The following is a 26,735-nucleotide window of genomic DNA, read 5'->3' on the forward strand; positions in this document are numbered from 1 at the left end:
CATTGAACACGAACTGTTTGGCAAGGGCTATCTGATATTGTTATGCCATCGTGGCCAAAGGATAAACACTGATCGAACCGGTTAGGGAAAATGAGGACCTCGTCGCGCACCAGGTCGATGAGCTGGTGGGCAAGCCTACGCCACGGCGCGGGCGCAGGTCTTTGCGTGCGTTACGGTGGTCCATCCGTTTGCTGGCAGTCCTCTGTTTCCTTGGCGCGGGGGGGATCTATTTTGGCATTGGCACAAGGATGGATGCACCACAGTGGCTGCGCCAGCGTCTGGAGGCCCGGATCGAGCAGGAGCTTAAGGGGCTGCAGCTTGAATTTGGTGAAATCAATTTTGTGGTAAATCGGGGCTGGCGTCCCCGCATCGGGATGCGTGACGTCACATTGCTTGCGGCAGATGGGTCGCCAATCGTGCAGCTGGCAGATGCGGAAATCTCTATGGCCATGAGGCCTCTTTTGCAGGGCAAGATACAGCCCAAACGCATTTCGTTGAGCGGGTTATACGCCAATTTGCGCCGCGAATCTGATGGGATTGCCCTCAGCCTCTCTGAGGGTGGATCGCCATTGCGCCAGGCGGCCAACCTGCCGCAGTTGATTGAGCAATGGGATCGTCAGTTTGAATTGCCGGTGCTCTCCTCGCTGACCGAAGTGGCCACCGATGGGGTCACACTGCGCTACGAGGATGTACGCATCGGGCGGGTATGGACCCTGGATGGGGGGCATGTGCGCTTCACGCGTGAGGCCCAGTCTTTGACGATTTCCTCTGGGTTCTCGGTGCTGAGCGGTCGCCAGGACGTTGGCGCTGTTGAGGCCAACTACAAATCGGATATTGGTGATGCCGCTGCTGAGTTTGGGGTTCTCATCAGTGATATTGCCAGTGAGGATATCGCCTTACAGACCCCGGCTTTGGGGTGGCTGCAGGTCCTGCGGACCTCGATCTCAGGGTCCCTGCGCGGCGGCATCAACAGTGATGGCGGCCTTTTGCCGCTTTCGGCGAGCCTCCAGATCGGCAAAGGGGTTATTCAGCCTGCGCCCGAAGCCTTGCCAATTCCGATCCACAGCGCCCACAGCTACTTTACATTTTTTCCGCTTGAGCAGCGCCTTCAGTTTGACGAGCTGAAGATCAGCAGCGGCTGGGGTTCGGGCACGATGGAGGGCAATGCGGAGCTTGCAGGAATACGCGACGGCCGTCTGACAGATCTGGTGGGACAGTTGCGGTTCACCGACCTCACTCTCAACCCCCGCGGGCTGTATGCAGAGCCCCAGATTTTCCAAGGTGTTACGGTGGACTTCCGACTGCAGCCGGACCCCTTCCGCTTTCAGCTTGGGGAAATGCTGGTCGAGCACGAGGGACGGCAGATTCGTTTGGATGGTAAGCTTGAAATTGGTCCAGAGGGCTGGGAATACGGGCTGGATGCGCGTTCTGACCGCCTGGATCTGGCGCAAGTGAAATCTCTATGGCCTGCTGGTGCGGCCGAAAAACCCCGCCAATGGGTGCTGGATAATGTTTTTGAAGCTCAGGCCCAGGACGTGAATTTCGCCCTGCGGGGTAAGGGGCGCGCCAAGCCGTTCTATGCACTGGATGCAAATTTCACTGGGGCAGAGGTCAAATTCCAAAAGCATATGCCGCGCGTGCGGGGCGGGGCCGGTCATTTCAGCCTTTATAATACGCGGATGGTCGTTGTGGCTTCTGAGGGCGTGGTCACGGCAGATGACGGTGGTTCCGTGCAGGTGGCGGGGACGTCCTTTATCATTCCAGATACTTCGGTGCGCGATGGCACTCCGGGAATCGCGCGCGTGGTGGCTCAGGGCTCTGTCACGGCGGGGTTGTCTTTGCTCAATCGTCCACCGCTGTCGATAATGGACAAGGCGCAGCTGCCGGTTGATTTGGCTGCTGGACAGGTGCGCGTTGTAGGAACTCTTGCATTGCCATTGAAACCAAAGGTCGCGCCAGAGGAAATCTTGTACCACTATCAAGGCACAGTCACTGCGGTGGAGAGCGCGACCCTGGTCCCCGGACATGAGGTGGCGGCCCAGTCTCTGGCGCTAAGCGGTGATCAGGGGCAGGTGAGACTCTCTGGGGCAGGCAGTCTGTCCGGTATTCCGGTCAGTGCCACATGGAGCCAGAACGTGGGGCCAAAGGCGAGCCCGGCAAGTTCGGTGACGGGTGAGATCGAAATCAACCAACAGGCCTTGGATACCTTTCAGATTGGTCTGCCCCGCGGCACTCTTTCAGGTCAGGGGTTAGGCCGTTACCAGCTTGATCTTGTCCCAGAGAAGCCGCCTCAGTTGCGGTTCTCCTCTGATTTGGTGGGCACTGATTTGCGCATTCCACAGATTAGTTGGCGCAAACCTCCGCAAACTGCGGGGCGTTTGGACATGGATGTGACTCTGTCCACCCCGGTTAAGATCGATCGGCTGGCCCTTGAGGCGCCGGGCCTGCAGGCCCGGGGCTGGGTGAGCACCAAGGAAAACGGCGGGCTTGGTCAGGCCAACCTGAGCACAGTTACTGTTGGCAACTGGATGCGAGGAGCTGTCAGCTTTATTGGCCTGAACAACGGTTTGGCCGAAACGCGCATCACTGGCGGAACCCTTGATCTGCAAAGGGCACCGTTTTCCGGGGAAAGCGGCAGCAGTTCAGGCGACAGCTCGCAGACTGGTCCCATCACCATGCGGCTCGACCGCTTGCAGGTTACCGAAAGCATTGCCCTGACCAGCTTTCAGGGGAAGTTCTCAACACGCGGCGGGCTGAATGGGCAGTTTACCGGCAATCTCAATGGGGCCACAGCGGTTTCTGGTGTTGTGGTTCCAAAGCCAGGCGGGATTGCCACCCGGATCCGTTCGGATGATGCCGGCGGAGTCTTTCAGGCCGCAGGCATCCTGCGCCATGGCCGCGGCGGGAGCTTTGACATGACTTTGCTGCCGTCGAAACAGCCCGGAGAATATGACGGCGAGATCAAAATCAAGAACACCCGGATCAAGAATGCCCCCTCCATGGCGGCCCTGTTGAATGCGATCAGTGTTATTGGTCTGCTGGATGAGCTGTCTGGCGGAGGCATTTTGTTCACTGGGATGGAGGCAAAGTTCCGGCTCGGCTCGACGCATTTGGTGCTCCATGAGAGCAGCGCAGTTGGCCCATCTATGGGGCTGTCGATGGACGGGATTTATGATTTGAAAACCGGCGCGCTAAATATGCGTGGTGTGATCTCGCCCATCTACATCATCAATGCGATTGGTCGGGTCGTTGCTCGGAAGGGGGAGGGGCTGTTTGGCTTTGCCTTCAAGCTAAGGGGCACCTCGGATGAACCGAAGGTCAGTGTTAACCCCCTATCGGCCCTCGCCCCCGGAATGTTCCGGGAGATTTTCCGCGGCAAGGCGCCCACCGTTCCAGGTGCGCCACAGGAAGAAACACAATCCCAGCCAGTTTCGCCGCCCAGCTCCAGAGGCGGGGATCGGTGAAGCCGCTGAGCGCCTTGTTGTGTCTGTCGGACCCGACAGCCATGGCCAAGCCGGAACAAAGGCCTTAAAGGGGCGCCATGAAACTGAGTGATTTTGATTTCGACCTCCCCGACGCGTTGATCGCCACCCGCCCGGCGACACCGCGGAGCTCTGCTCGCCTGCTTGTGGCGACGCCTGACCAGATGACGGATGGGCATATTGGGGATCTTGTTGACCTGTTGCAACCAGGAGACCGACTGGTTCTGAACGACACGAAGGTCATTCCTGCGCGGCTGTCAGGTCTGCGCCATCGCGATACCGCACAGGGGCGGATGGCTGCCAAGATCGAGGTGACCCTGCTGGATCCCAAGGCGGATGGCAGCTGGTCGGCCTTGTTGAAGCCTTTGAAGAAGGTCAAAATCGGTGAAACAGTTGCGTTTTCTGACGCTCTGACAGCCGAATTGGTTGGCGTTACCGAAGGGCAGGGTCTGTTGCGTTTTAACCTTGTAGGGGATGATTTTGATGCGGCGCTCAACGCTGCAGGCGCTATGCCGCTTCCGCCCTATATTGCGGCCAAACGCGCCGCTGATGATCAGGATAAGGAAGATTACCAAACCGTCTGGGCGCGCCACTCTGGTGCGGTCGCCGCGCCGACGGCCTCACTGCATTTCGATCAGGACCTGCTGGCGGTGCTGAAGGCAAAGGGCGTGCAGTTCACCTATGTGACCTTGCATGTGGGGGCGGGCACCTTCCTGCCGGTGAAGGTCGAAGATGTCACCAGCCATAAGATGCATGCGGAATGGGGCCGGGTCAGCGCTGAGGCTGCCGCCGAGATCGCCGCGACCAAAGCCGCCGGAGGGCGTGTTATCCCTGTCGGCACCACCGCCCTGCGGCTGATTGAAAGTGCGGCGCGTGGCGGCACCGTTCAGCCCTGGGAGGGCGAGACGGATATCTTTATCTATCCGGGGTTTGTCTTTCACGCGGCAGATGCCCTGATGACCAATTTTCACCTGCCCAAATCCACCCTTTTGATGTTGATCTCGGCATTGATGGGGCAGGATCGTGTGCGCGAGATCTACGAGCACGCGGTAAATAGTCGGTATCGTTTCTTTTCTTATGGCGATGGGTCGCTTTTATTGCCCCAAGAGACGAATACGCCGCAGAAGTGACGCGAATGAAGGTAGACAAGCAAGGATACGATCCGCTCTGATCAGAGCAGGATACCGTGCTTTGTTCGTATCTCACATCAACCGACACTTGCCTCTGAAATCCGGGGCACCCCCGTCACTAACACCAGACGGGCCAATGCTGCTGCTGTAACATCTGTTTCGCCAGCCCCGTGCCCGACCACAAAGGAGAGACCGCAATGCTCCAGGTTTTGTCGAGCGCTTGGGCGCTGCTTTTGGGCATGGGCATGCTGATGATCGGCAATGGCATGCAGGGCACCATTCTAGGTGTGCGGGGCGCGTTAGAGGGGTTTTCAACCCTTGAGATGTCTTTTGTGATGTCGGCCTATTTTATCGGCTTTCTCGGAGGCTCGCGGCTCGCGCCTGAAATGATCCGCCGAGTTGGTCATGTGCGGGTCTTTGCGGCGCTGGCTTCGCTGATCTCTGCCGTCATGATCCTGTACCCGGCCGTGGCCAACCCGATCGCCTGGATGCTAGGGCGTGCCCTGATCGGTTTTTGCTTCTCCGGGGTGTATGTGACAGCTGAAAGCTGGCTCAATAACGCTTCGGACAATGCCAACCGCGGCAAGGCGCTGTCTCTTTATATGATCGTGCAGACGATGGGCATCGTAACGGCCCAGGCTCTGATGCTTGTCGGCGATCCGGCAGGCTATGAGACCTTTGTCATCGCGTCTGTGGTCATTTCGGTTTCTTTCGCGCCGATCCTGCTGTCGATCTCACCGACCCCGGCCTTTGAAACCACGAAACCGATGTCCCTGCGCGAACTGATGAATGTCTCTCCACTTGGTTGTGTCGGTATGTTCCTGTTGGGGGGGATCTTTTCCGCCCAATTTGGGATGAGTGCTGTTTATGCGGCTGAGGCAGGGTTGAGCCTGTCGCAGATCTCTATCTTCATTGCGACGTTTTATGTCGGGGCACTTATCTTGCAGTATCCGCTGGGCTGGATGTCGGACTGGATGGATCGTCGCGTTTTGGTCCTTGCAGTCTCTGCTCTGGGTTGTGGTGCCGCGATCCTGGCAATGATTATGGGAGGCAATTACAGCTTTTTGCTGTTGGGGGCCTTCTTGATCGGTGGCATGTCCAACCCGCTCTATTCTCTCCTGATTGCCCATACAAACGACTATCTGGACCATGATGACATGGCGGCGGCCTCTGGCGGGCTGGTCTTTATCAACGGGCTGGGCGCCATTGCTGGTCCGGTCATCACGGGTTGGATCATGAGCGATGCCATCTTTGGCCCTTCGGGGTATTTCCTGTTTATGGCTGTGCTGCTGGGGGCTTTGGCCGTCTATGCACTTTACCGGACTACACAGCGGGCGGCGATTCCCTCCGATGAGACCGGTATTATGTCGCCGATGACCCCCACTGGCTCACCTGTGGTGGTCGAGTTTGCCCAGGAATATGCCATTGAAACGGAGATCGAGGAGCAAGAAGCCGCCAATGAGGCCGGTTGATTGCGCTAACCCTATGGGGCTGTGAGGAATATTTCAGCAAACTGACCGAAATGTTGCAAATAGTGACCCTGCGTCACTTGAAAAGAACGGGCGAATGGGGCTGAACTCAACCTCAGTATAAATACGTGGAGATGGACCATGCAGGGCCCCGAAGATATCCTCAAGTTTTGGCTGGATGAGGTAGGCGAAAAAGGTTGGTATCTCGCCGACGATGCGCTGGATGAGACAATTGTTACCCGGTTTAAGGAGACCTGGGACGCGGCCTGTGAGGGAAAATTTTCCCTATGGCTGACCTATCCGTCGGGAACACTGGCCTATATCATCCTGATGGACCAGTTCCCACGCAATATGTTCCGTGGAACCGGAGAGGCCTTTTTCTCGGACCGGATGGCGCTGAGCGCGGCTAAGAATGCGATCCAGAAAAAGTGGGACTTGAAGATCGACGAACCTGCGCGACAGTTCTTCTATCTGCCTTTGATGCATTCCGAAAACCTATGCGACCAGGAGCGCTGTGTTCGGTTGATGAAAGAACGCATGCCCAAGAGTGGCGCCTCCAATATGTTGCATGCGCGGGCCCACCGGGAGGTGATCCGCCTGTTTGGCCGCTTCCCCTATCGCAACGAGGTTTTGCTGCGCAACAGCACGGCTCCGGAGAAAGACTATGTCACCGCTGGCGGCTATGGCACCACAGTGCGCAACCTGCAGGCCGCAGGCTAAGGGCTAACAGATAGCAGGGAGCCAGTAGCAGGCTCCCTGTTTTGGGTCTTATGTTTTGCCCAGGGTGCTGATCCGTTTGGCAGTGATGGCCTCTCTTGGGTTTGTACTCCCCAAGGGGGCCAAAATTTCGCGCTAGTTCAACAGTGTCGCCGCCTTTGTCGTGCAGTTTTGCAGGCGTGGCAGGCGCGTGGACATCTCGGCCGTTATACTCTGCACGGCAGCCTCCACTGCGGTCGTGACCACTTGGGCTGGCAATGCGCTCATTCTATCGGTCTCTTCATTGATCCTCGATAGCTGCTCCTCCAATCGCGCAAGCCTGAACCGCATCTCGGCACTGTCCGGGGAGTCATATTCGGTTAGGCTGCGGTTCAAATCTGCGACTTCCGCATTGATCGTTTGCAGTTGGTCATGGATCGGTGTGAAGCGCGCGCTGATTTTTCCCAGGTCCTCACTTACCCCGCGTGCAGAGGCAAAGAGCTGCCAGCCTAAAAAAAGGCAGAGCGCCAGTAACAACAATGTTGCGTTAAGCAGGGCTTTGAGGAGGTTCCAAATTGTCTTTGTCATCCAGGGAGATCTCTTTACGATTCTGGCGGAAATTCTGGCTAGTATAGGCGAAACTGCAGGGCTATGTTTCCCTAAAGACAAAAAGAGCACCGCCAGGTCTGCTGAGCCTCACGCTGTTTTAGTCCGGCGGGTTAACAGGAGAAACGCGCAGAGTCGGAGGCGATTTTCATCCAATTTGACTGAGTGTTTGCAGTTTGTCAGAAAGTAGTTTAACGGTGAACTAAATTATGTTTATCCTTTTGGTGAGGGAAGACCATGGCCGCACAAACCTATGATGTCATTGTAATTGGCGCAGGACCGGGGGGCTATGTCGCCGCAATCCGTGCGGCTCAGCTGGGGCTGAAAACCGCGATCGTAGAGCGCGAGAACCTAGGCGGCATTTGCCTCAACTGGGGCTGTATCCCCACCAAGGCGCTGTTGCGCTCTTCCGAAGTGTTTCACCTGATGGAGCGGGCCAAGGAATTTGGCCTCGGCGCTGAGAATATCACCTATGATCTGGATGCTGTTGTCAAACGCTCCCGCGGGGTCGCAAAGCAGCTGTCTTCGGGTATTGGTCACCTGATGAAGAAGAACAAGATCACCGTAGTGATGGGCGAGGCGATGATCCCTGCCAAAGGAAAGGTCAGCGTTATAACCGATAAAGGGACGCAGGAGCTGACGGGGAAGAATATCATCCTTGCCACCGGTGCACGGGCACGGGAGCTGCCTGGGCTGGAAGGGGATGGCGATTTGGTCTGGACCTACCGAGATGCGCTGGTTCCGCCCCGGATGCCCAAGAAGCTTCTGGTCATTGGGTCAGGTGCCATTGGCATTGAATTCGCCAGTTTTTACAATACCCTGGGCGCCGAAACCACTGTGGTCGAGGTCATGGATAGGGTGTTGCCAGTCGAAGATGCTGAGATTTCAGCCTTCGCCAAGAAAGCTTTTGTCAAACAGGGCATGAAGATCATGGAAAAAGCCATGGTCAAGCAGCTGGACCGGGGTAAGGGCAAGGTCACCGCTCATATTGAGGTTGGCGGTAAGGTCGAGAAGCAGGAGTTCGACACGGTGATCTCTGCCGTTGGCATTGTTGGCAATGTCGAAGGCCTGGGGCTAGAAGCGCTTGGCGTCAAGGTCGACCGGACCCATGTGGTGACAGATGAATACTGCCGCACCGGGGTTGAGGGGCTTTATGCCATTGGTGATATCGCCGGTGCGCCCTGGTTGGCCCATAAGGCCAGCCACGAAGGTGTCATGGTCGCCGATCTGATCGGCGGCAAACATGCTCATCCGGTGAAACCCGAAAGCATCGCAGGCTGCACCTATTGCCAGCCGCAGGTGGCCAGTGTCGGTTATACCGAAGCACGCGCCAAAGAGCTTGGCTATGATATCAAGGTTGGCCGCTTTCCCTTTATCGGCAACGGCAAAGCCATCGCTTTGGGGGAGGCCGAAGGACTGGTTAAGACCGTGTTTGATGCCAAAACCGGGGAACTCCTGGGGGCCCATATGGTCGGGGCGGAAGTTACCGAACTGATCCAGGGCTATGTGGTCGGCCGTCAGCTGGAAACCACCGAAGAAGACCTGATGAACACTGTCTTCCCGCATCCGACGCTGAGCGAGATGATGCACGAAAGCGTTCTGGACGCCTTTGACCGCGTTATTCATATGTAGGTTGGCCAGATCAGTGAGATGTTAAATTCAAGGCGCGCGTCCCGTAGGGGGCGCGCGTTTTTTCTGTCAGCACAGAGATGTCGCTAAAATCTACCTAAAGCCTTTGAAACAATCTCGGCAAATGCGGCGTTCTGGCCGTATTGCTCTCAATTTCTTGCGTAAGTCTGCGGGCCTGTGGATCGGAAAATGGAGCCTTTGGAATGAATATTGAAGCTGTTGCAAACACGACATTTTCAACTCTGCGTGCCGTTTTGGGCCTGTCGAGGTGGTCCCATTCTGACAAAATGGCAGCACTGCGGAGCTGGCACTCCGAGGTGGCCCAGTCTAAAGGTGGGGTCTAAGGGCAGGGCGCAGCTGCCCTCAACCCAAGAGGGAGTCGCAGCCAATGACATCGCAGCGGAGCACCACAGACTGGCCAACTATTTTTGCCATCTGGGCTGCGGGTCTGGGTGTTGCGGCGCAATACGGAAAAATCAGCATCATCTTTGATCGTATGACGCTGCTCTATCCAGATGCAGGAACTTCTATCAGCTTTACGGTCTCCTTGGTGGGGCTCGTGGGGATCATTTTGGGGTTGGTAGCAGGGCTGTTTGTCAGCAGCTTTGGCTATCGGCGCAGCCTCGTCTGGGCGCTTTGGGTGGGGGCTGGGATGTCTGCCCTGCAAGCGCTGCATCTGCCCTTTGGCCTGTTTCTTGCCAGTCGCCTGATTGAGGGGTTATCGCATCTGGGCGTGGTGGTTGCGGGGCCGACATTGATTGCGGCGCTCAGCTCTCACCGCGATCGCGGACTAGCGATGACTCTTTGGAGCACCTTCTTTGGCGTCGCATTCACCCTATTGGCCTGGCTTGGTCTGCCGCTTGTTGCCGGGTTTGGCCTCTTGTCGCTTTTTGCGGCACATGCTGTGATCATGGCTGGCTTGGCGCTCTGGCTTGGATTCGCGCTACGGGATGTGCCGGTGCCACCGCGCACTGCGTTTCCCAGGCTGGGTAGCCTGCCCGGGATGCACCTGCCGGTTTATCGTAGCCCCTGGATCGTGGCCCCCGCTGCGGGCTGGCTGTTCTATACCTGTTGCTTTGTTTCTATCCTGACGGTGATCCCCCCCTATATCGCAGAAGATCTGCGGCGCTTTGTTCTGGCGGCCATGCCACTGGCCAGCATTGCCAGCTCTATGATCCTGGGGGTGTTTTTGCTTCGCCGGATGTCGGGTGTGAAGGTTGCGCAGCTGGGCTTTGTGCTCTCGGCCTGTGGCGTACTGTGGCTTTGGATCCAGCCTGGCGATCCGATGGCCTGCATTGCGCTTGCCGCAGCCATGGGGTTGGTGCAGGGGGGGTCTTTCGCCTCGGTGCCCCAGCTCAACCTTGGCGATGCAGAGCGGGCGCAGGCCGGGGGCGTTCTGGCCCAGGCTGGCAACCTTGGCAATACCATTGGGACGCCCTTGATGGTTCTGACGCTCGGCCTTGCGGGATTTGCGGGGCTGATGACGGTATTGCTTTCACTGTTCTTGGGCGGTTTTCTGGTTCACCAGTTCCTAGCGCAGAAGCGAAAGGCGTAAACCCGCTTGCAGGAGGTGTCAGAGCATAGGTACAGCCACCAGATTTGGGGTGCGGCGGAAAAAATACGGGAAAATGTTCTTCTAACGTTCTCATTTTTCTGTTGGAGTCTTGCGCGACATTGCCTATCTGTAGGGCGAAGACTGGCAGCGGTGTGAACCCGTGGTGGCCAGAGTATTTGGCACGAGGGCAGTATGGCTGAGTTGAAATCCATCGAGGTGCGCGGCGCACGCGAACACAATCTCAAAAACATTGATGTGGATATCCCTCGCGATGAGCTGGTTGTGATTACTGGCCTCTCTGGCTCGGGCAAATCCTCGCTGGCCTTTGATACCATCTATGCTGAGGGTCAGCGCCGCTATGTTGAGAGCCTAAGCGCCTATGCGCGCCAGTTCCTCGATATGATGGAAAAGCCTGATGTAGATCACATTTCCGGTCTCAGCCCGGCGATCTCGATTGAGCAAAAGACCACGTCGAAAAACCCGCGCTCCACTGTGGGCACTGTGACCGAGATCTACGATTACCTGCGGCTGCTCTTTGCCCGTGCAGGCACGCCCTACAGCCCTGCAACCGGCCTGCCGATTGAGGCGCAACAGGTACAGGATATGGTTGACCGGGTCATGTCCCTGGAGGAAGGCACGCGGGGCTACCTTCTGGCGCCCATCGTGCGGGACCGCAAAGGTGAATACAAAAAAGAGATGCTGGAGCTCAGAAAGCAGGGCTTCCAGCGGGTTAAGGTGGATGGCGAATTCTATGAGCTGGACGAGCCGCCCACTCTCGACAAAAAATTCCGCCATGATATCGATGTGGTGGTGGACCGCCTAGTGGTGCGTGAAGGGCTGGAGACCCGGCTTGCCGATAGTCTGCGCACCGCTCTGGATCTCGCCGATGGCATCGCCATTTTGGAGACCGCTCCGCGTGAGGGTGATCCTGAACGGCTGACCTTCAGCGAAAATTTTGCCTGCCCTGTCAGCGGGTTCACCATCCCCGAGATCGAACCACGGCTGTTTTCCTTCAACGCACCCTTTGGCGCCTGTTCGGTCTGCGACGGGCTGGGGGTTGAGCTGTTCTTTGATGAACGCCTGGTGGTGCCCGACCAAAGCCTGAAGATCTATGACGGGGCCCTGGCGCCCTGGCGCAAGGGGAAATCGCCCTATTTCTTGCAGACCATTGAGGCGATCGCCAAACATTATGGGTTCGACAAGAACACTCAGTGGAAAGACCTGGACCCCAAGGTGCAGCAGGTCTTTTTGCACGGCTCTGGGACGGAGGAAATCCCTTTCCGCTATGATGAAGGGGGCCGGGTCTATGAAGTGACGCGCGTTTTTGAGGGTGTTATCCCCAATATGGAACGGCGCTATCGCGAGACCGACAGCAATTGGATCCGCGAAGAGTTTGAACGCTACCAGAACAATCGTTCCTGTGGGGCCTGTGGTGGCTACCGCCTGCGTGAAGAGGCGCTGGCGGTCAAGATTGCCGGTGTCCACGTGGGCGAGGTGGTGCAGAAATCGATCCGTGAGGCGCTTGCCTGGATTGAAGATGTGCCCAACCACCTAAGTAAGCAAAAACAGGAGATCGCCCGCGCCATCGTGAAGGAGATCCGCGAAAGGCTCGGGTTCCTGAATAATGTGGGATTGGAATACCTTACCCTGTCACGCTCAAGTGGCACCCTATCGGGCGGCGAAAGCCAGCGGATCCGATTGGCCAGTCAGATCGGCTCTGGCCTGACCGGGGTTTTGTATGTCTTGGATGAGCCCTCGATCGGCCTGCATCAGCGTGACAACGATCGGCTGATCACCACGCTGAAAAACCTGCGGGATCAGGGCAATACCGTTATCGTGGTCGAACACGATGAGGATATGATCCGCCAAGCGGATTACGTTTTTGATATCGGACCCGGTGCCGGCGTGCATGGTGGTGAGGTGGTCAGCCATGGCACTGCGGCGCAGGTGACGGCGGATGCTGCGTCTATTACCGGCCAGTATCTGGCGGGTGTGCGCGAGATTCCGGTGCCGGCCAAGCGGCGCAAGGGCAACAAGAAAAAGCTGAAGGTGGTCAAGGCCACTGGCAACAACCTGAAAAATGTCACAGCAGAATTCCCGCTGGGGAAATTCCTCTGCGTGACCGGGGTGTCAGGGGGCGGGAAATCTACCCTGACCATTGAAACCTTGTTCAAGACTGCTTCGATGCGATTGAACGGCGCCCGCCAGACACCGGCGCCCTGCGAAAGCATCAAGGGGTTGGAGCATCTGGACAAGGTGATCGACATCGACCAGCGGGCCATTGGCCGCACGCCGCGCTCCAACCCGGCCACCTATACTGGCGCCTTTACCCCGATCCGAGATTGGTTTGCGGGTCTGCCAGAGGCCAAGACCCGCGGCTACAAACCGGGACGGTTTTCGTTCAACGTCAAGGGGGGGCGCTGTGAGGCCTGCCAGGGGGACGGCGTTATCAAGATCGAGATGCATTTCCTGCCGGATGTCTATGTCGAATGCGAAACCTGCAAAGGTGCGCGCTACAACCGCGAGACATTGGAGGTCAAATTCAAGGGCAAGAGCATCGCAGATGTGCTTGATATGACTGTGGAAGATGCGCAGGAGTTCTTTCAGGCAGTGCCCTCGATCCGCGACAAGATGGATGCGCTGATGCGGGTTGGCCTGGGCTATATCAAGGTCGGTCAACAGGCCACAACCCTGTCTGGTGGTGAGGCGCAGCGGGTGAAACTGTCCAAGGAGTTGAGCAAACGCTCGACAGGACGGACGCTTTATATCCTGGACGAACCCACGACGGGCCTGCATTTTGAGGATGTGAAAAAGCTGCTCGAAGTTCTGCATGAGCTGGTAGATCAGGGCAATTCTGTGGTGGTGATTGAGCACAACCTTGATGTGATCAAAACCGCGGATTGGATTATCGATATTGGCCCAGAAGGCGGCGATGGCGGTGGAGAGATCGTTGCGGTCGGCACGCCTGAGACCGTCGCCAAAGAGCCACGCAGCCACACGGGGCACTATCTCAAAGAGATGTTGGCTGCCAAAAAAGTTGCAGCTGAATAGGCAAATGGCCGGGGGCTCCCCCGGCCGTCGCTTTTCTAACCTCGGGCCAGCACTGCTTTCTTGTAGGTCTGGTGGTGAAAGACTATCGGCAGAACAAACATGGCCAGGAAAATGGTGTTCAAAACCACATTGAACCAGGCCCCGACCATGTAAGAGCCAAAGCTGTCTGGGAGGTACCATGCAAAAACACCCAGCAGAATGATACGCCCTCCCACATCTGGCCGCTTGGCATAGAGCTCTTGGGTGATGCCCCAGATCAAAGCACCGAGCCCGACCAATAATCCGCCAGAAATTGCAGTCAGAACATGGGCACTGTCGCCGCTGAGGCTTTGTTGCCCGTCTAGTGGATAGTGCACCAGATCGAGAAATATCTCAAAGACCGCCCGAAGTGGGGTGATCAGAGCCAAGACCATAGCCAGCCCAAAGAGCGCAGTCGCAAGCGCAGCAGTTTTCAGCGCCTTGGTTGCAGTGTCATGTGTCATAGAAATCTCCTCTTCTGTGATTGCAGGACCCTTTCAATTGCTGCCTCTGAAAACAATTACCTCAGAGGTAAGTGAACTGGTGATGTGAACGGGATAAGGTTGCGAGAAGATAGAGGTGAGCGAACTGGATGAGCGGTTTTGGTAAGATCTTAAAAGAGTGGCGCAGTATTCGCCGGATGAGCCAGTTGGACTTGGCGCTTTCGGCTGAGGTCTCCGCCCGGCATGTTTCGTTCTTGGAAACAGGACGTGCCCGCGCCAGTCGAGACATGGCTTTGCAACTGGGGGCGGTCTTGCAGATGCCGTTGGTGGTGCAAAATCAGCTATTGCTTGCGGCAGGCTTGGCACCGGCCTTTGGCGGCGATGGTCTCAGGGACCAGGATCGCGCGCCCCTAGAGCAGGCTGTGACATGGATGTTGGAGCGCCATGCGCCCTTTCCTGCAATGGCAATTGATCATCATTGGGTTCTTAAGGCGACAAATCCACCTGCCGCGGCTCTGCTGACCGGCGCTGGGATAGAGCTGGGCGACAATTTGGTTGACGCCTTAGTGGAGAACGAGACCCTGCGCGCAGGTCTGGTCAATCTTGCGGAGGTCGAAGCGCTGACACTGTTGCGGCTGCGCAGCGAGCTTGCCCATCTGGGAAAGGCGCCGATTTTGGAACGTGCAATAGCACAATTGCAGCGACGAGTTCGGGCGCATTCCCACCCCGTCCTGCAGGACATTCCAGCTGTCATTCCAACCCACTACCGGTTCAATGGGCTGGATCTGAAGCTGTTTTCAACCCTGACCCAGTTCATCTCTACGGGTGATCTCGCCATGTCAGAGCTGCGATTGGAAATGATGTTTCCGGCGGATGACGCGACCAAAAACCTCCTTATGGAATTGTTCTGACGCTCTGATCAAACCGCAGTGGAGGTAAGGTAGGTGTTTAACAGTTTCGCTTCGAACTGGCGCAGGGCAGGGCGCACAGCATAGCCGTAGCCGACACCGCGTTTTGGGCACAGTTCTGGGAACAGGGCAAACAGCTCAGCCTGGGTTTCAGCGTCAAAGCCTGCGGTTGTCTGTGGGCCGGGATGGTAGCTTTCGCTTAAAACCCCATGGGAGGTTAGGATCTCATGCTGGTCAAACAGCAGATGGTAGTAGTCGACCCTTGCAAGGCTCAGATCGGGGCGAATGCCTGAATCGTTGATCAGATCCTTGGCCTTGGCCAGGACTTCATCTTCACCAAACAGCAGCTCGGCGAATTGGCCGGTGACAAGCATCCGATGATTGGGAGAGACCCAGAGATCAGCGTCAGCGCCAAATTGTCCCTTGGCAAAGCGGATCGGCGCAGTGGTGGCTGTGACCGGAACCTGGCTATGGCCTATCCAGCGCAGCGGTTGGAACCCGTTATCATAGGTCTGGATCATCATGCCCGGTTCCAGGTTTTCTATTGCCACCGGGCCTTGTTCCGTCTCGATCCGGGTTCCAGCCATAAAGCAGGCCTGGGCCTGGTTGATCTCGACCAGCGCCGTGTCGCTATCGCCGCTGTCGTTTTCAGTGGTGTAGTTGAAATAGACGGTTTCATCGTCCCCGTCAGACAGTACTTCAAGCGTGCCATCTGGGTTCAGTGTGATCTCCTGGCCAGTAGCCAGGGTTACGGTATCCCCGGCTGTGACGGCGATGTCATTGATATGGGTGATGGTCAGTGTGCCGCCAGAGGCATCGGCATCATTTGCCAAAACATCTAGTGTTTTTGAAGTGTTGTAGCTCAGGTCTACCTGATCATCCTGGGCAACAAAGGCGGTTTGGACGGATCCCCCGGCCACCAGAAGGTTGGTGTCATAGCTGCTGTCGGCGACATCTGCGACACCGATCTTGATTGAGTTCACCTCTCCTGCATTTACCGGTGCGGTAAAGGTCAGGGTGATAGTGAAACCGTCCATTTCTGTGTTGTACTGATCGCCAGTATTGTCGACGTAGATATTTTGGGTATCGTTTTGGTTGATATTGCCAATCGAGGCCGAGCCATCCCCGATGGTGACCTGGGCCTGAACCCCGTTGACCCAGACGCCAACCACATCGTTGTACTGCGAGTTGGAAAACTCTGGGTATTCCTCGGAGGAGAGCACAAAATCCAGCGTCAGCACATCGCCATCAGGAATGAAGTCGATCTCCATAAAGGCAGCGTCATAGGTGGCGGCGCCTGCGATGGCGTTAAAATCGCTGTCCCCATTGGTGCCGCTGGTATTGGTGCTGGTATTGCCGGACGTATTGGTATTGGTGGATCCGGAACTGTTGGTAAAGTCCGCTACATGCCCTGTGGACAAGATGACGCCGCTGTCAGCTGGCGCCACGCCAGCAACGGTGGTATCCGCGCCGGAATAGATGCCTGACGAGGCCCCATCGCCAGAATAGCTGGCGCTGACGACCGTGGTGCCATCGCCAAAAATCTCCTGAGCCATCTGATCGGCTGTGGCGGAGGTATTGATATTGAGTTCTGTGGCCGTTGGCATCTGAGATCCTGCGTTCTGTGACAGGTCGCAAAACTTCTGTGACCCGGTCTCAGGTGTCGCCGTGAACTTAGACTGAAATGTGGAAACCCGGTGCCAATTTCCTGAATTTTAATCAAATTGAAGAAATTCTTAAAAAAAACCCAGATCCTGGCGGGTAAAGGGCTTTAGGGGGCAGCAAAAAGCCCGACCCTGATCTGGCTCAATGGGGATGAGGCAGATCAGGGCCGGGCAATGAAGGCAAAAGGGCTCTTGTCGTAGTCGTTTAGGGTTAGCCGCGACCACGCTGTTCGAACCGGGGCAGCATGGCTGAGAAATCCATACCCGTGCCTTCTTCGTTTTCGACAAACTGTGTGTAAAGCGCCTGCGCCAATTCTCCCATTGGGGTATCGGCATCGGCGCTGGTCGCAGCTTGCTGGCTGAGGCGCAGATCCTTGAGCATCAGTTCCGCAGCAAAGCCAGGTTTGTAGTCATTGTCCGCAGGGGATTGCGGGCCAACCCCAGGGGCGGGGCAATAGGCGTTCATGGTCCAAGAATAGCCCGAGGAGGTGGAGACCACATCAAACATCTTCTGGCGGTCCAGACCCAGCTTATCCGCCAGGGCAAAGGCTTCGCAGGTGGCAATCATCGTGACGCCCAGGATCATGTTGTTGCAGATCTTGGCTGCCTGGCCGGCGCCGGCCTCGCCACAATGGACGGCCTTCTGCCCCATGATGTCAAACAGCGGTTCTGCCTTGGCAAAGGCATCGGCGCTGCCGCCGGCCATAAAGGTCAAAGTTCCGCCAGCAGCCCCGCCGATGCCACCAGATACAGGCGCGTCGACAAACAGCAGCTCCGCAGCAGCGGCCTGTTCGGCCACGGCGCGCGCCGAGTCCACATCCACAGTGGAGCAATCCACCAGGGCCGCCCCGGCCTGCATGGCTGGCACCACGTCGTTTGCCACAGCGCGCAGGATCTGGCCGTTGGGCAACATGGTTATGACCACATCGGCTCCGGTTGCTGCCGCAACGGCAGAAGCAGCCATTGTCACGCCCTCCACCTGGACGTCAGCCCTGTCAAAGCCAAGAACCTCGTGGCCTTCTTTGGCGAGATTGGCTGCCATGGGGCCGCCCATGTTACCAAGGCCAATAAATCCGATTTTCATATTCTATTCCTCCTCAAAACTCAGGCTATCAGCCCCGAGGGGCATAAGCATCTGACTGACAGCCGTGGCCGGAACATCCTGCTCTGCATATTGCCATTTGGGCTGGCGGTCCTTGTCGATGATTTGGGCGCGAATACCTTCGAGAAAGTCGCCCTTCTCCATAGCACGATAGGTAAAGCGGTATTCATGCTCCAGCGCCTTGTGAATGCTCAGGTTGCTCTCGCGCAGCCGGTGCAAAAGCTCAACGGTGCAGGCCATAGAAAGTGGCGCATTGCGCCCCAGTGTCTTTAGGGTCTTTTCGGCAAATTCGCTGGGCTGAGTTTGCAGCAGGGTCAGGATATCTGTCAGGGTTTCACCAGCAAAGTATCGGTCTATCTCTTCTTGCTGGAGCTGCAAGCTGCCAGTGGGAGGCTTCTGCGAGGCCACGTCAACAATCGCAGGGTCCCCCTCTTTCTCCAGTCCAGTGATGAGCAAAGGCCAATAGCTCTCGGGGATGTAGAAATCTGCAAAGCCTGCATAGATCGCATCGGCGGCCTTCATACGGGCACCAGTCATACCAAGGTATTCGCCCAGACGTCCGGTCGCCAGCGTGAGCATGAGAGTGCCCCCCACATCGGGAATAAGGCCAATGCCTGCTTCGGGCATAGAAATCTGGCTGCTGTCGCCAACGATGCGATGGGTGCCATGGCAGCCAATGCCGACACCGCCGCCCATGGTAAAGCCCTGCAGAAAGCTCACGACGGGTTTGGGGTATTTGAAGATCAGAGCATTCAGACGATACTCGTCGCTCCAAAATTTCCGGCCATAGGCGTAGTCGCCTCCGGTGCCAGTGTCATAGAGTTCGGCAATATCGCCACCGGCACAAAAGGCCTTTTCGCCCTCGGCATCAATGACAACCAGTTTGACCGCGTCGTCTGTGGCCCATTGGCGCATAGCGGCGTCGATTGCCATGCACATCTCATATGACAGCGCGTTCAGGGCTTTGCCGCGGGTGAGAGTAATGCGACCGGCCTTGCCAGTCACACGAATATTGATATCGCTCATATTTCCTCGCAATTGGCCAATACAGGCATCCAATCCAAACGGTCGCTGACCAGGGGCCTGTGGGGAGGGCCTGTGGGGCAGACCTGGCCAGCGGCTGTGGGAAGGTTTCTACTGTGCTTAGCTATGTTCGGCCAGCAAATGGCGCGCGACAATCACCCGCATGATTTCATTGGTGCCTTCCAGAATTTGGTGAACCCGCAGGTCGCGCACCAGTTTTTCGATGCCGTAATCCGCAAGATAGCCATAACCACCATGCAGTTGCAGACATTGATCAACAATTTTGGAGCCAGCCTCGGTCACAAACTTCTTCGCCATGGCGCAATGCTTGCTGGCATCGAGCGCCCCCTGATCAAGCTTCCATGCGGCTTGGCGCAGGAAAACGCGGGCTGCCTGCAGTTCGATCTCCATATCAGCGAGGCGGAATTGAAGCCCCTGGAACTGATCGATGGATTTGCCGAAAGCCTTGCGCTCTGACATATATTGCAGTGTCATGTTCAGCGCAGTCTGGGCCGCACCAAGAGAACAGGAAGAGATGTTCAGGCGGCCACCGTCCAGTCCCATCATGGCGTATTTAAAGCCCTTACCCTCTTCGCCAACCAGATTGTTGGCCGGGATCTTGCAGTCGTCAAACTGAACCTGCGCCGTGGGTTGGCTTTTCCAGCCCATTTTTTCTTCCAGCCCGCCAAAGGACAGACCTTTGGTGCCGTCCTCGACATAGACGGTGGAAATTCCTTTTGGCCCTTCCTCGCCGGTGCGCACCATGCAGACATAGGCGTCAGAATAGCCCCCCCCGGAAATAAAGGCCTTGTTACCATTCAGGGTGTAACCCTCGTTGGTCTTCTCGGCACGGGTTTTCAATGCGGCAGCGTCAGAGCCAGAACCAGGCTCGGTCAGGCAGTAGCTTAAAACAGTATTCAGCGACAAAACATCCGGCATGATGCGCGCTTTCATCTCATCGCTGGCAAAGCTGTCCAGCATCTTGGCGCACATATTGTGGATTGACAAAAAGGCCGCTACCGAAGGGCAGGCCATTGAGAGGGCTTCAAACACCAGTGTTGCATCGAGACGTGATAGGGCCGAGCCTCCGGTCTCCTCGCTCACATAGAGCCCGCCAAAACCCAGTTCGCCCACCCGAGGCCATAGCTCTTTGGGGATGGTGCCCTCTGCTTCCCACTGGCGCGCAAAGGGGGCGATGTTTTCCTGGCCAAATGCATGAGCCATATCAAAAATCGCGGTCTGTTCCTCGGTCAAAGCAAAATCCACGTCCTGTCCTCCCTGGCGTGTATGAATTGAACGGTTGTTTATTTAATAGCCGCCCTGAAGCTCAAGAGCAAGCTGCGCTGCTGCAAACTCGACCTGCAAGAATGGATGTGGCTTTAGCCGGACCCTTGGTTTTGCAATAGGGGTGTAGCGGGGCTTTGTTGTCGCGATTCCGCTGGGCAGCCATCGTGGGGATCCAGCGAAATCGCTCACACCCATGCGCAAATGGTCACAACGAGCGACCTGATAGAGAGCTGGTATCCGAATGTTGCAGCCCTGAAACCACGCGGTTCGCATTAGGTCTGGTTTGACCCGGCTAGGGCTTCATAGCGAAGGCCCCCTGAACCGGCCCATGGATAGTACAGGTTGCAGGCCAGAGGCCAGGCAGCAAAGCCCATCTGGATTAATACCCAGTCAGGCGGGGGGCAGAAGCTTCTGTCATAGGGGGGTCTCGATAATTTTCTGACCTGCTTTTTCAAACAACAGGGGCAGTGCGTTGGGCGGGCGCTGGCCGACGTCACCTGTGGTCCATAACACCCGCGCGGCGCGGATTATGCCGGAATGACATACCAGAACCGGCAGCGGGGCCGCTGAGGTGGCGCAGATTTCTGTGATAGTGCTTCGCACGCGCATCAGCATATCGGACCAACTCTCGCCCTGGTCTGGCGTGTTTTCTCTTGCGGGTTGCTCGGTCAAGGGTTGTCCTTCAAAAACGCCCCAATGACGTTCGCGCAACCCATTGTGTAACTTAAACTTTCGCCCTGGAAAGGCGAGCTGAGCGGTGTGCTGGGCGCGGGATTTTGGACTCGCATAGATCACAATCGGATCTGGCCATACCCTGTTTGATAGGGCGCTTGCCTGAACGCGGCCCATCTGACTGAGCGGAACATCCGTTGCTCCCGCGATAATCTTATTTGCGTTGGCGGTGGTTTCGCCGTGGCGGATCAGACAAAAGCTGCGCGATGGCAGAGGTGCAGAGGTCATAGGCGCACCCGGTCGTGAAAGAACACCTCAGCTTCGAGCCCCTCGATTAGGTAGTCTTCGGGCTGTGTGCAGAACGCAGGAGCAAAGCGCTTGGCGCCAAGACGTTTTAGCATTTTCACTTGATCGCGCAGCGGCGGATGTACGTTCCAGCGCTGAAAATACCCACCGGGGACGCTGCAAATGCCACGGGCATGGGCCGTCATATGGCCGGTGAAGACCACATGCGCGTCGCGTCCCAAACGGCCGCTTTCATGCCACGCCCGCACATAGCCCCACGCGGCCCCGCCGTCGGCATTGGGGGTGTCACAGATCAAGAAACGAGCCTGCTCCATCGGCCCACGGTGCAAAAGCGGTGCGATCTCCTGGGCATCTGCGCTAACGGCACCACTGTGCAGCGCGGCACGCAGCCTGTCTTGGCATTCAGGGTCAAGCATTACATTTTCACATCCGTAGCGCCGGATCAGATGCAGTGCTATTTCGCCCGCGCGGCCAGAGGGCGGGACGGGCAAAAGCACTTGACCCTCGACCCGGTCGAGCAGGGCATTCAGTGCTTCCAACCGATCCGACTGCGGCACGTCATCAAGGTGGTAGGAGCAATCCAAGATCGCTGTCGCGGCCGGGGGGGGCACATCGAAGGTGAACCAGTCTGACTCCTCTGACCAATCGCCAGAATAGAAAAGCCCTTCTCCCAGATCGAAGTGGAACCAGACACCGCCCATGGCATGGCCATTGCGGCCGGTGGTCAGGGTGACGCCGTTTATCAGCGTCTGGCCCTGTTCGGGCAGCAGATGAACCTTGGCCGCAGGCGGCAGGGCTTTGGCGGTTTGCGCCGTTGCATAGATGGGCAACCCTGCCTCTACAGCATGGGAGGCGCCACCGATATGATCGATGTGATCATGGGTGATGAACACCGCATCTGCCCCCTCAAGCCAAGCGGGATCGAAATGCGCGTTTGCCTCCGGGCCAAAGCCGCAGTCAAGCAGCCAAATCCGATCATTCACGGTCAGTTGCATGCAGGCAGGGCCTTTGTCCCCGATGCCGGAAAGTAGTCGTATGCTGTGCATTTAATCCTCTGAAAAGGCCCAGGGTGTGGTGATTGTGAGGCCCAGTTGCGCCCCGACTTCGAAGCGCGCGCGGGTTTCTGCAAACAGGCGCGCGCCGCATTCGGTTACCGTTTCCAGGAGGTATTTACCCCCCATATAGGTGACCCGCGCGACCTCGCTGCGCAGATCGCCACTCTCTGTGATCGTCAGGTTTTCTGGCCGCAGGCAGACATGGCTGATCCGCGCCTCTTGCGGGGCCGATTGCACCGCAACCTCAGCCCCCAGTATCCGCGCTTGCTGTGAAGCTCCGGATTGCTTGACCTCTTGGACCGGCACCACAGTCCCGCGTCCGACGAATTCAGCAACAAAGCGATTCTTGGGCCGTTCATAGAGGGTTTGCGGCGTGTCGAACTGCTGAATGCGGCCTTGATCCATCACCGCGATCCTGTCGGCCATCGCCATGGCTTCTGCTTGATCATGGGTGACATAGACCATTGTTGCGCCCGTGCGTTTGTGGAAATCGCTAAAGACTCCCTGCATCGTCGTCCTCAGCGCCACATCTAGATTGGCCAGGGGTTCATCCAACAGCACAGCGCAGGGATCAGAGACAAGGCAGCGCGCCAAAGCCACCCGCTGCCGCTGTCCGCCCGAAAGGTCAGAGGGCATCCGGTCGGCGTATGCCTCAAGCCCCGTTAAGGCGAGCGCTGCATCGGCATGTCTGGCGATCTCGGCCTTGGCAAACCTGCGGATCTCAAGCGGGTAGGACACGTTCCGCCGCACCGACATATGTGGCCAAAGCGCGTAGGATTGAAACACAAACCCGATGTTGCGCTCTTCGGGGGGAAGGTTCGCCCCTGTCTGGGCATTGGCCATTTCCCGCGTGCCGATGCGAAGGCGGCCGGTGCTGGGCTCTTCGAAACCTGCTAAGATGCGCAAGAGGGTGGTTTTGCCACAGCCAGACGGCCCCAATAGCGCGATGAACTCACCGTCGTTAAACCGGGTTGTGATGTCTTGGAGCGCAGGTGTGCCCGCGAATGTCTTGCCGACCGAAGACAGGTCTATGTCTGCCATGGGACAACTCCTTTGGGAAAGCGGCGTGAATACACTTGGATCAGGGCCATAAGAACGACGACCACAAAAACGATGGTCATCGCCAAGGCGCTGGCCATGCCGGTTTCGCCACTGTCATCGAGATTGAATATCACCACGCCAAGGGTTTCTGTGCCCGAAGACCACAAGAGCGCAGAGACCGTGAGTTCGTTAAACGCGGTCAGAAAAACGAGGATTGCCCCTGCCGCCGCTGCTGGTGCGGAAAGGGGAAAAACCACATCGCGCAGCCGCCGGTAGAGGGAGGCTCCGACGGACTGTGCAGCCTCGTCCATGCCTGGATCAAATTGCTTCAGGCTTGCCTGTACCGGGCGGAACATCACGGCAAAGAAACGCGCGAGGTAGGCCAGAAAGATGATCCAGATGGTGCCGTATAGGGTGGCCTCGGTGAAGGGGAGCTTGATCAACAATAGGATCATGGCAATCGACAGGACAACACCTGGCAGCGCGTAGGGCAGATCAAGCAGGCTGTCAAAAAGCCGCGCCAACCGCGTTCTGCGACGCTCCATCAGCCAGGCCAGGGGGAGGCAGATCATGACCAAAGCGACAGAGGCACCCGCTGCGAGCCCAAAAGAATTGGTCAAGGCGCGCGCGGTTACGGGCTGTCGGAACAGCACCTCGTACCACGAGGCAAGCGTCACCGTGTCAAAGCGCAGTGCCACGCCGTAGGCAGGCACCAGAGATGTTGCCAAAAGGCCGAACATGGGCAAGACAAGGATGGCAAAGACAACCGCCCATAGGAGTATCTCAACGGGTAGGCGGGCCGCACCCAAGGGCAGGGCCAGCGGGCGGGAGGTGCTGCCAACAAGATGCAGTTTCTGGCGTGACTGACACAGACGCTGCAGCACGATGCCCGCCACGGCCACTGCTCCGATCAGCATTGCCAAAATCGAGACTTCAGCCAAAACGGTTGTCCCCATACCGGCCAGCTTTTGATAGACGAGCGTTGGTAGCGTTGCATATCCTGCTGGAATGCCCAGCATCGCCGGAATGCCAAAGTTGCCAAGCGCGGTAACAAAGGTAATGGCCGTGCCCGCTGCAAGACTTGGCAAGGTCAGCGGCATCACGACTTGCCACCATGTGCGCAGACCTTTGGCACCGCTGATCCGGGCGGCCTCAACAACGTCTTGTGGGATCGACCGCAGACCAGCGCGCAGAGTCAGAAAGATGATCGACATATGCTGGATCCCCAGCAAAAAGATGATCCCTTCCGGCGAATACAGCGGCTGCGGCGCACCAAGCGGTGGTGCGATGCCCAGTGTCTTTAGCAACACCGAAGAGGGCCCCATGATCTGTGTCCAAGACAGCGCGGTGATCTGCGGCGGGATCATCATCGGGATCATCAGACAAAAGACCAGGGCCGGCTTGGCCCGCAGATTTGTCAGCGCCACGAGAAAGGCAAAGGCCGCGCCTAGAAGCAAGGAAACCAAAGTGCCAAAACCGGCCGTGATCAGCGAATGTTTGAGCGCGCTCAAGGTGGCAGGCTGCGCGAGCACGTTACGCATAAGGGCAAGGCTGGGATGGCCTTGATGGGTGATGCCCTCAAGAAACAGGCGCAGGACCGGGGCGAGCGTCAGACAGATCGCGATAACCAGAATGGCAGAGAGCAGCCGGGCTTCGGACCGGCTACCCCCTTTTTGTTGAGCGGCGCTCATCAGTCAGCGCCGAAAAGCTCTGAGAACTTGGCCTTATTGGCCTCGGCGTTTGCAAGGGCTTCGGCAGGGTCAAAGGCCATCAGTTTGATGTCTTCACGGGCGGGAAAGCCTTCTGGGACGCCCATACCGTTCCGGGCAGGGATATAACCCATGTCCAGAACAAGCTCTTGGCCTTCGGAGCTGAGGAGGAAGTCGACAAATTTTTCTGCGCCATCAATGTTCTTGGCAGAGGACATGATCGCCACCGGTTCGGTCACATAAGAAACACCTTCCTCAGGGAAGACGAAATCAACGGGCGAGCCCTGGGCCTTGTTACGGATCGCAAGGAAGTCAACGACCATGCCGTAGGGTTTTTCGCCCGAGGCTACAGCCTTGAAGGTCCCGCCATTGCCGCCCTGAGCACGAGCCTCATGTGCCGCGAGGTCTTTGTAGTAATCCCAGCCGAGCGTGGCATTGCCTGTCAGCGTGGCAAGGTGGATCAGTGCGGCACCGGAATAAAGCGGCGAAGGCATCGCAATTTGCCCCTTGATGGAGGCCTCTGAGAGGTCTTTCCAAGAGGTCGGCGCAGTATCAACGCCGGTATTGTAGACGATCCCAGTGGTGATCAATTTGGTCGAGTGGTAGTAGCCGTCGGCTGAGTAAAGCGCTGCATCATAGTCTTTGGCTTCGGGCGATTGATAGGCGGTCAGAAGGCCCTCTTGCGCCATGCCTTCCAGCGTCACGGTATCGGCGATCAACAGGACATCGGGCTGTGGGTTTCCAGCTGCAATCTCGGCGCGCAGGCGTGCCATCAGTTTGGTGGTGCCGTCACGAACCCAGTCGACTTCGGTCCCGGGGTTGGCAGCCATAAAGGCATCAACAGTCCGCTGCGCATCGGCATTGGGCTGCGAGGTATAAAGAGTGATTGTGTCGGCCATGGCTGTGCTGGCCAAGAGCGCGAAAGCGGTTGATGTGACAAAGGATTTCATAGGGCTCTCCTGGGGGTTTAACTTTCGAACGAAAGAAGATCACGGTTCGCCTTATCCCTGACAAGTCTGACGGTTTTGTAACGAGTTTTTGAAAAATTTATTTATATTGCGAAGCTTAAGGTGTCTTCCTAATCTCGCGGCGTTCGCAGTTTTTCGAAGGATACCAACGTGCGACGGGATGTGACCCAGCGAAGAGAAGAGATCATTACGCGATTGTCTGAAATCGGAGTACTTTCTGCGGTCGAGCTTTCGGCTGAACTTGCCGTCTCGGTTCAAACGATACGTGCAGATCTGCGCGTTCTGGATGAGGCCGGTCTCGTTCAACGTCGCAGCGGTAAGGTACGGCTACGCAAGCCGAACGAAAACATCGGCTATCTGCCCCGCGAAGGCATAGCGCGACAGGAAAAGCAGCGCATAGCCCGGGCCGTCAAGAACCTGATCCCTGACGGCGCGCGGGTGGCATTGGGGACAGGCACAACTGTCGAGACCTGCGCGCGATTTCTCGCCTCACATAAGGATCTTTGGGTCGTGTCCAACAGCATCCACGCGGTTTGCGCCGTGCAGCAAGCCCCGGGTGTCGCGGTTGAATTGGCGGGCGGAACCGTCAGGATGCGTGACCTCGATGTGATCGGCGGGCATGCGCTCGAATTCTTTGCAAACCACCGCGTTGATTTTGCGCTGTTCAGCTGCGGTGGCTTGTCAAAGGCGGGGCAGGTGATGGACTATAACGTTGATGAAATCACTGCCCGCAAGGCCATCGCGACCTGTGGCAAGAAGCGCATTCTGGTCATGGACAGCACGAAGAACGGATTGGAGTTGGCCTGTCAGGCGGGCCATGTTTGGGACGTGGATGTCATCGTGAGTGGCGCAAAGCTGTCATCGTTTGTTATGGAAAACTGTGCACGAAACAACTGCCATGTTATCCAGGTATGACTTTAG

Annotated in this window: 20 protein-coding genes; 9 read left to right on the top strand and 11 right to left on the bottom strand. The window is 57.2% G+C overall.

Annotation, left to right across the window (positions count from 1 at the left end):
• The first annotated feature begins 161 nt into the window (after positions 1–161).
• From MED193_RS03245 to MED193_RS03260, 4 genes are all read left to right on the top strand, one after another.
• Complete coding sequence (locus tag MED193_RS03245; protein WP_050757618.1) at positions 162–3,464, top strand: AsmA-like C-terminal region-containing protein; 3,303 nt, start codon at positions 162–164, stop codon at positions 3,462–3,464.
• Positions 3,465–3,541: 77 nt separating this feature from the next.
• Entirely contained in the window at positions 3,542–4,612 is a 1,071-nt protein-coding gene (gene queA, locus MED193_RS03250; protein WP_009808213.1) for a tRNA preQ1(34) S-adenosylmethionine ribosyltransferase-isomerase QueA, read from the top strand.
• Positions 4,613–4,809: 197 nt separating this feature from the next.
• Positions 4,810–6,084, top strand: a complete 1,275-nt coding sequence (locus MED193_RS03255; RefSeq protein WP_009808214.1) for an MFS transporter — start codon at positions 4,810–4,812, stop codon at positions 6,082–6,084.
• A 138-nt stretch (positions 6,085–6,222) separates the two neighbouring features.
• The gene (locus MED193_RS03260) at positions 6,223–6,801 is read left to right on the top strand and encodes a DUF924 family protein (protein WP_009808215.1); all 579 of its coding nucleotides are present in this window, start codon (positions 6,223–6,225) and stop codon (positions 6,799–6,801) included.
• A 132-nt stretch (positions 6,802–6,933) separates the two neighbouring features.
• Here the strand turns inward: MED193_RS03260 and MED193_RS22210 are convergent, their stop codons facing one another.
• Positions 6,934–7,365 (bottom strand): hypothetical protein, encoded by a 432-nt coding sequence (locus MED193_RS22210; protein ID WP_009808216.1) that lies wholly within the window; start codon positions 7,363–7,365, stop codon positions 6,934–6,936.
• A gap of 255 nt (positions 7,366–7,620) precedes the next feature.
• Between MED193_RS22210 and lpdA the strand changes: the two genes are divergently transcribed.
• The 3 genes from lpdA to uvrA all read left to right on the top strand — a co-directional run bounded on the left by lpdA (position 7,621) and on the right by uvrA (position 13,618).
• Positions 7,621–9,015 carry a dihydrolipoyl dehydrogenase gene (gene lpdA / locus MED193_RS03270; RefSeq protein ID WP_009808217.1) on the top strand — a complete coding sequence of 465 codons (1,395 nt, stop codon included), beginning with the start codon at positions 7,621–7,623 and terminating at the stop codon, positions 9,013–9,015.
• A gap of 385 nt (positions 9,016–9,400) precedes the next feature.
• Complete coding sequence (locus MED193_RS03275; protein ID WP_009808218.1) at positions 9,401–10,567, top strand: MFS transporter; 1,167 nt, start codon at positions 9,401–9,403, stop codon at positions 10,565–10,567.
• A 192-nt stretch (positions 10,568–10,759) separates the two neighbouring features.
• Entirely contained in the window at positions 10,760–13,618 is a 2,859-nt protein-coding gene (gene uvrA, locus MED193_RS03280) for an excinuclease ABC subunit UvrA (protein ID WP_009808219.1), read from the top strand.
• A 35-nt stretch (positions 13,619–13,653) separates the two neighbouring features.
• Here uvrA and MED193_RS03285 read toward each other — a convergent pair whose 3' ends face one another.
• Positions 13,654–14,100: a hypothetical protein gene (locus MED193_RS03285; protein ID WP_009808220.1), complete on the bottom strand. Its 447-nt coding sequence runs from the start codon at positions 14,098–14,100 to the stop codon at positions 13,654–13,656.
• Positions 14,101–14,228: 128 nt separating this feature from the next.
• Here MED193_RS03285 and MED193_RS03290 point away from each other — a divergent pair, with 128 nt between their 5' ends.
• Positions 14,229–14,990 (top strand): helix-turn-helix transcriptional regulator, encoded by a 762-nt coding sequence (locus tag MED193_RS03290; protein ID WP_009808221.1) that lies wholly within the window; start codon positions 14,229–14,231, stop codon positions 14,988–14,990.
• Between the two features lie 8 nt (positions 14,991–14,998).
• Here MED193_RS03290 and MED193_RS03295 read toward each other — a convergent pair whose 3' ends face one another.
• The 9 genes from MED193_RS03295 to MED193_RS03335 all read right to left on the bottom strand — a co-directional run bounded on the left by MED193_RS03295 (position 14,999) and on the right by MED193_RS03335 (position 25,796).
• On the bottom strand, positions 14,999–16,594 hold the full coding sequence (locus tag MED193_RS03295) for a choice-of-anchor L domain-containing protein (RefSeq protein WP_009808222.1): 1,596 nt from the start codon (positions 16,592–16,594) through the stop codon (positions 14,999–15,001).
• A gap of 268 nt (positions 16,595–16,862) precedes the next feature.
• Complete coding sequence (mmsB, locus tag MED193_RS03300; RefSeq protein WP_009808224.1) at positions 16,863–17,735, bottom strand: 3-hydroxyisobutyrate dehydrogenase; 873 nt, start codon at positions 17,733–17,735, stop codon at positions 16,863–16,865.
• Between the two features lie 3 nt (positions 17,736–17,738).
• Entirely contained in the window at positions 17,739–18,779 is a 1,041-nt protein-coding gene (locus MED193_RS03305; protein ID WP_009808225.1) for an enoyl-CoA hydratase/isomerase family protein, read from the bottom strand.
• Positions 18,780–18,896: 117 nt separating this feature from the next.
• Positions 18,897–20,042 carry an acyl-CoA dehydrogenase family protein gene (locus MED193_RS03310; protein WP_009808226.1) on the bottom strand — a complete coding sequence of 382 codons (1,146 nt, stop codon included), beginning with the start codon at positions 20,040–20,042 and terminating at the stop codon, positions 18,897–18,899.
• 435 nt (positions 20,043–20,477) lie between these two features.
• Positions 20,478–21,023, bottom strand: coding sequence for a histidine phosphatase family protein (locus tag MED193_RS03315; RefSeq protein ID WP_009808227.1), 546 nt, complete (start codon positions 21,021–21,023; stop codon positions 20,478–20,480).
• Positions 21,020–22,087 carry an MBL fold metallo-hydrolase gene (locus tag MED193_RS03320; protein ID WP_198133849.1) on the bottom strand — a complete coding sequence of 356 codons (1,068 nt, stop codon included), beginning with the start codon at positions 22,085–22,087 and terminating at the stop codon, positions 21,020–21,022. The genes MED193_RS03315 and MED193_RS03320 overlap by 4 nt, the downstream gene beginning before the upstream one ends.
• Positions 22,088–23,137 (bottom strand): ABC transporter ATP-binding protein, encoded by a 1,050-nt coding sequence (locus tag MED193_RS03325; RefSeq protein ID WP_009808229.1) that lies wholly within the window; start codon positions 23,135–23,137, stop codon positions 22,088–22,090. It abuts the gene before it with no gap.
• Positions 23,125–24,828 carry an iron ABC transporter permease gene (locus MED193_RS03330; protein WP_009808230.1) on the bottom strand — a complete coding sequence of 568 codons (1,704 nt, stop codon included), beginning with the start codon at positions 24,826–24,828 and terminating at the stop codon, positions 23,125–23,127. Before MED193_RS03330 ends, MED193_RS03325 begins: the two co-directional genes overlap by 13 nt.
• Positions 24,828–25,796: an ABC transporter substrate-binding protein gene (locus MED193_RS03335; protein ID WP_009808231.1), complete on the bottom strand. Its 969-nt coding sequence runs from the start codon at positions 25,794–25,796 to the stop codon at positions 24,828–24,830. Before MED193_RS03335 ends, MED193_RS03330 begins: the two co-directional genes overlap by 1 nt.
• 168 nt (positions 25,797–25,964) lie before the next feature.
• Between MED193_RS03335 and MED193_RS03340 the strand changes: the two genes are divergently transcribed.
• Positions 25,965–26,729: a DeoR/GlpR family DNA-binding transcription regulator gene (locus tag MED193_RS03340; protein ID WP_039965814.1), complete on the top strand. Its 765-nt coding sequence runs from the start codon at positions 25,965–25,967 to the stop codon at positions 26,727–26,729.
• Positions 26,730–26,735: the final 6 nt, after the last annotated feature.

It is taken from the genome of Roseobacter sp. MED193 (genome assembly GCF_000152965.1).
Taxonomy (GTDB): domain Bacteria; phylum Pseudomonadota; class Alphaproteobacteria; order Rhodobacterales; family Rhodobacteraceae; genus Pseudophaeobacter.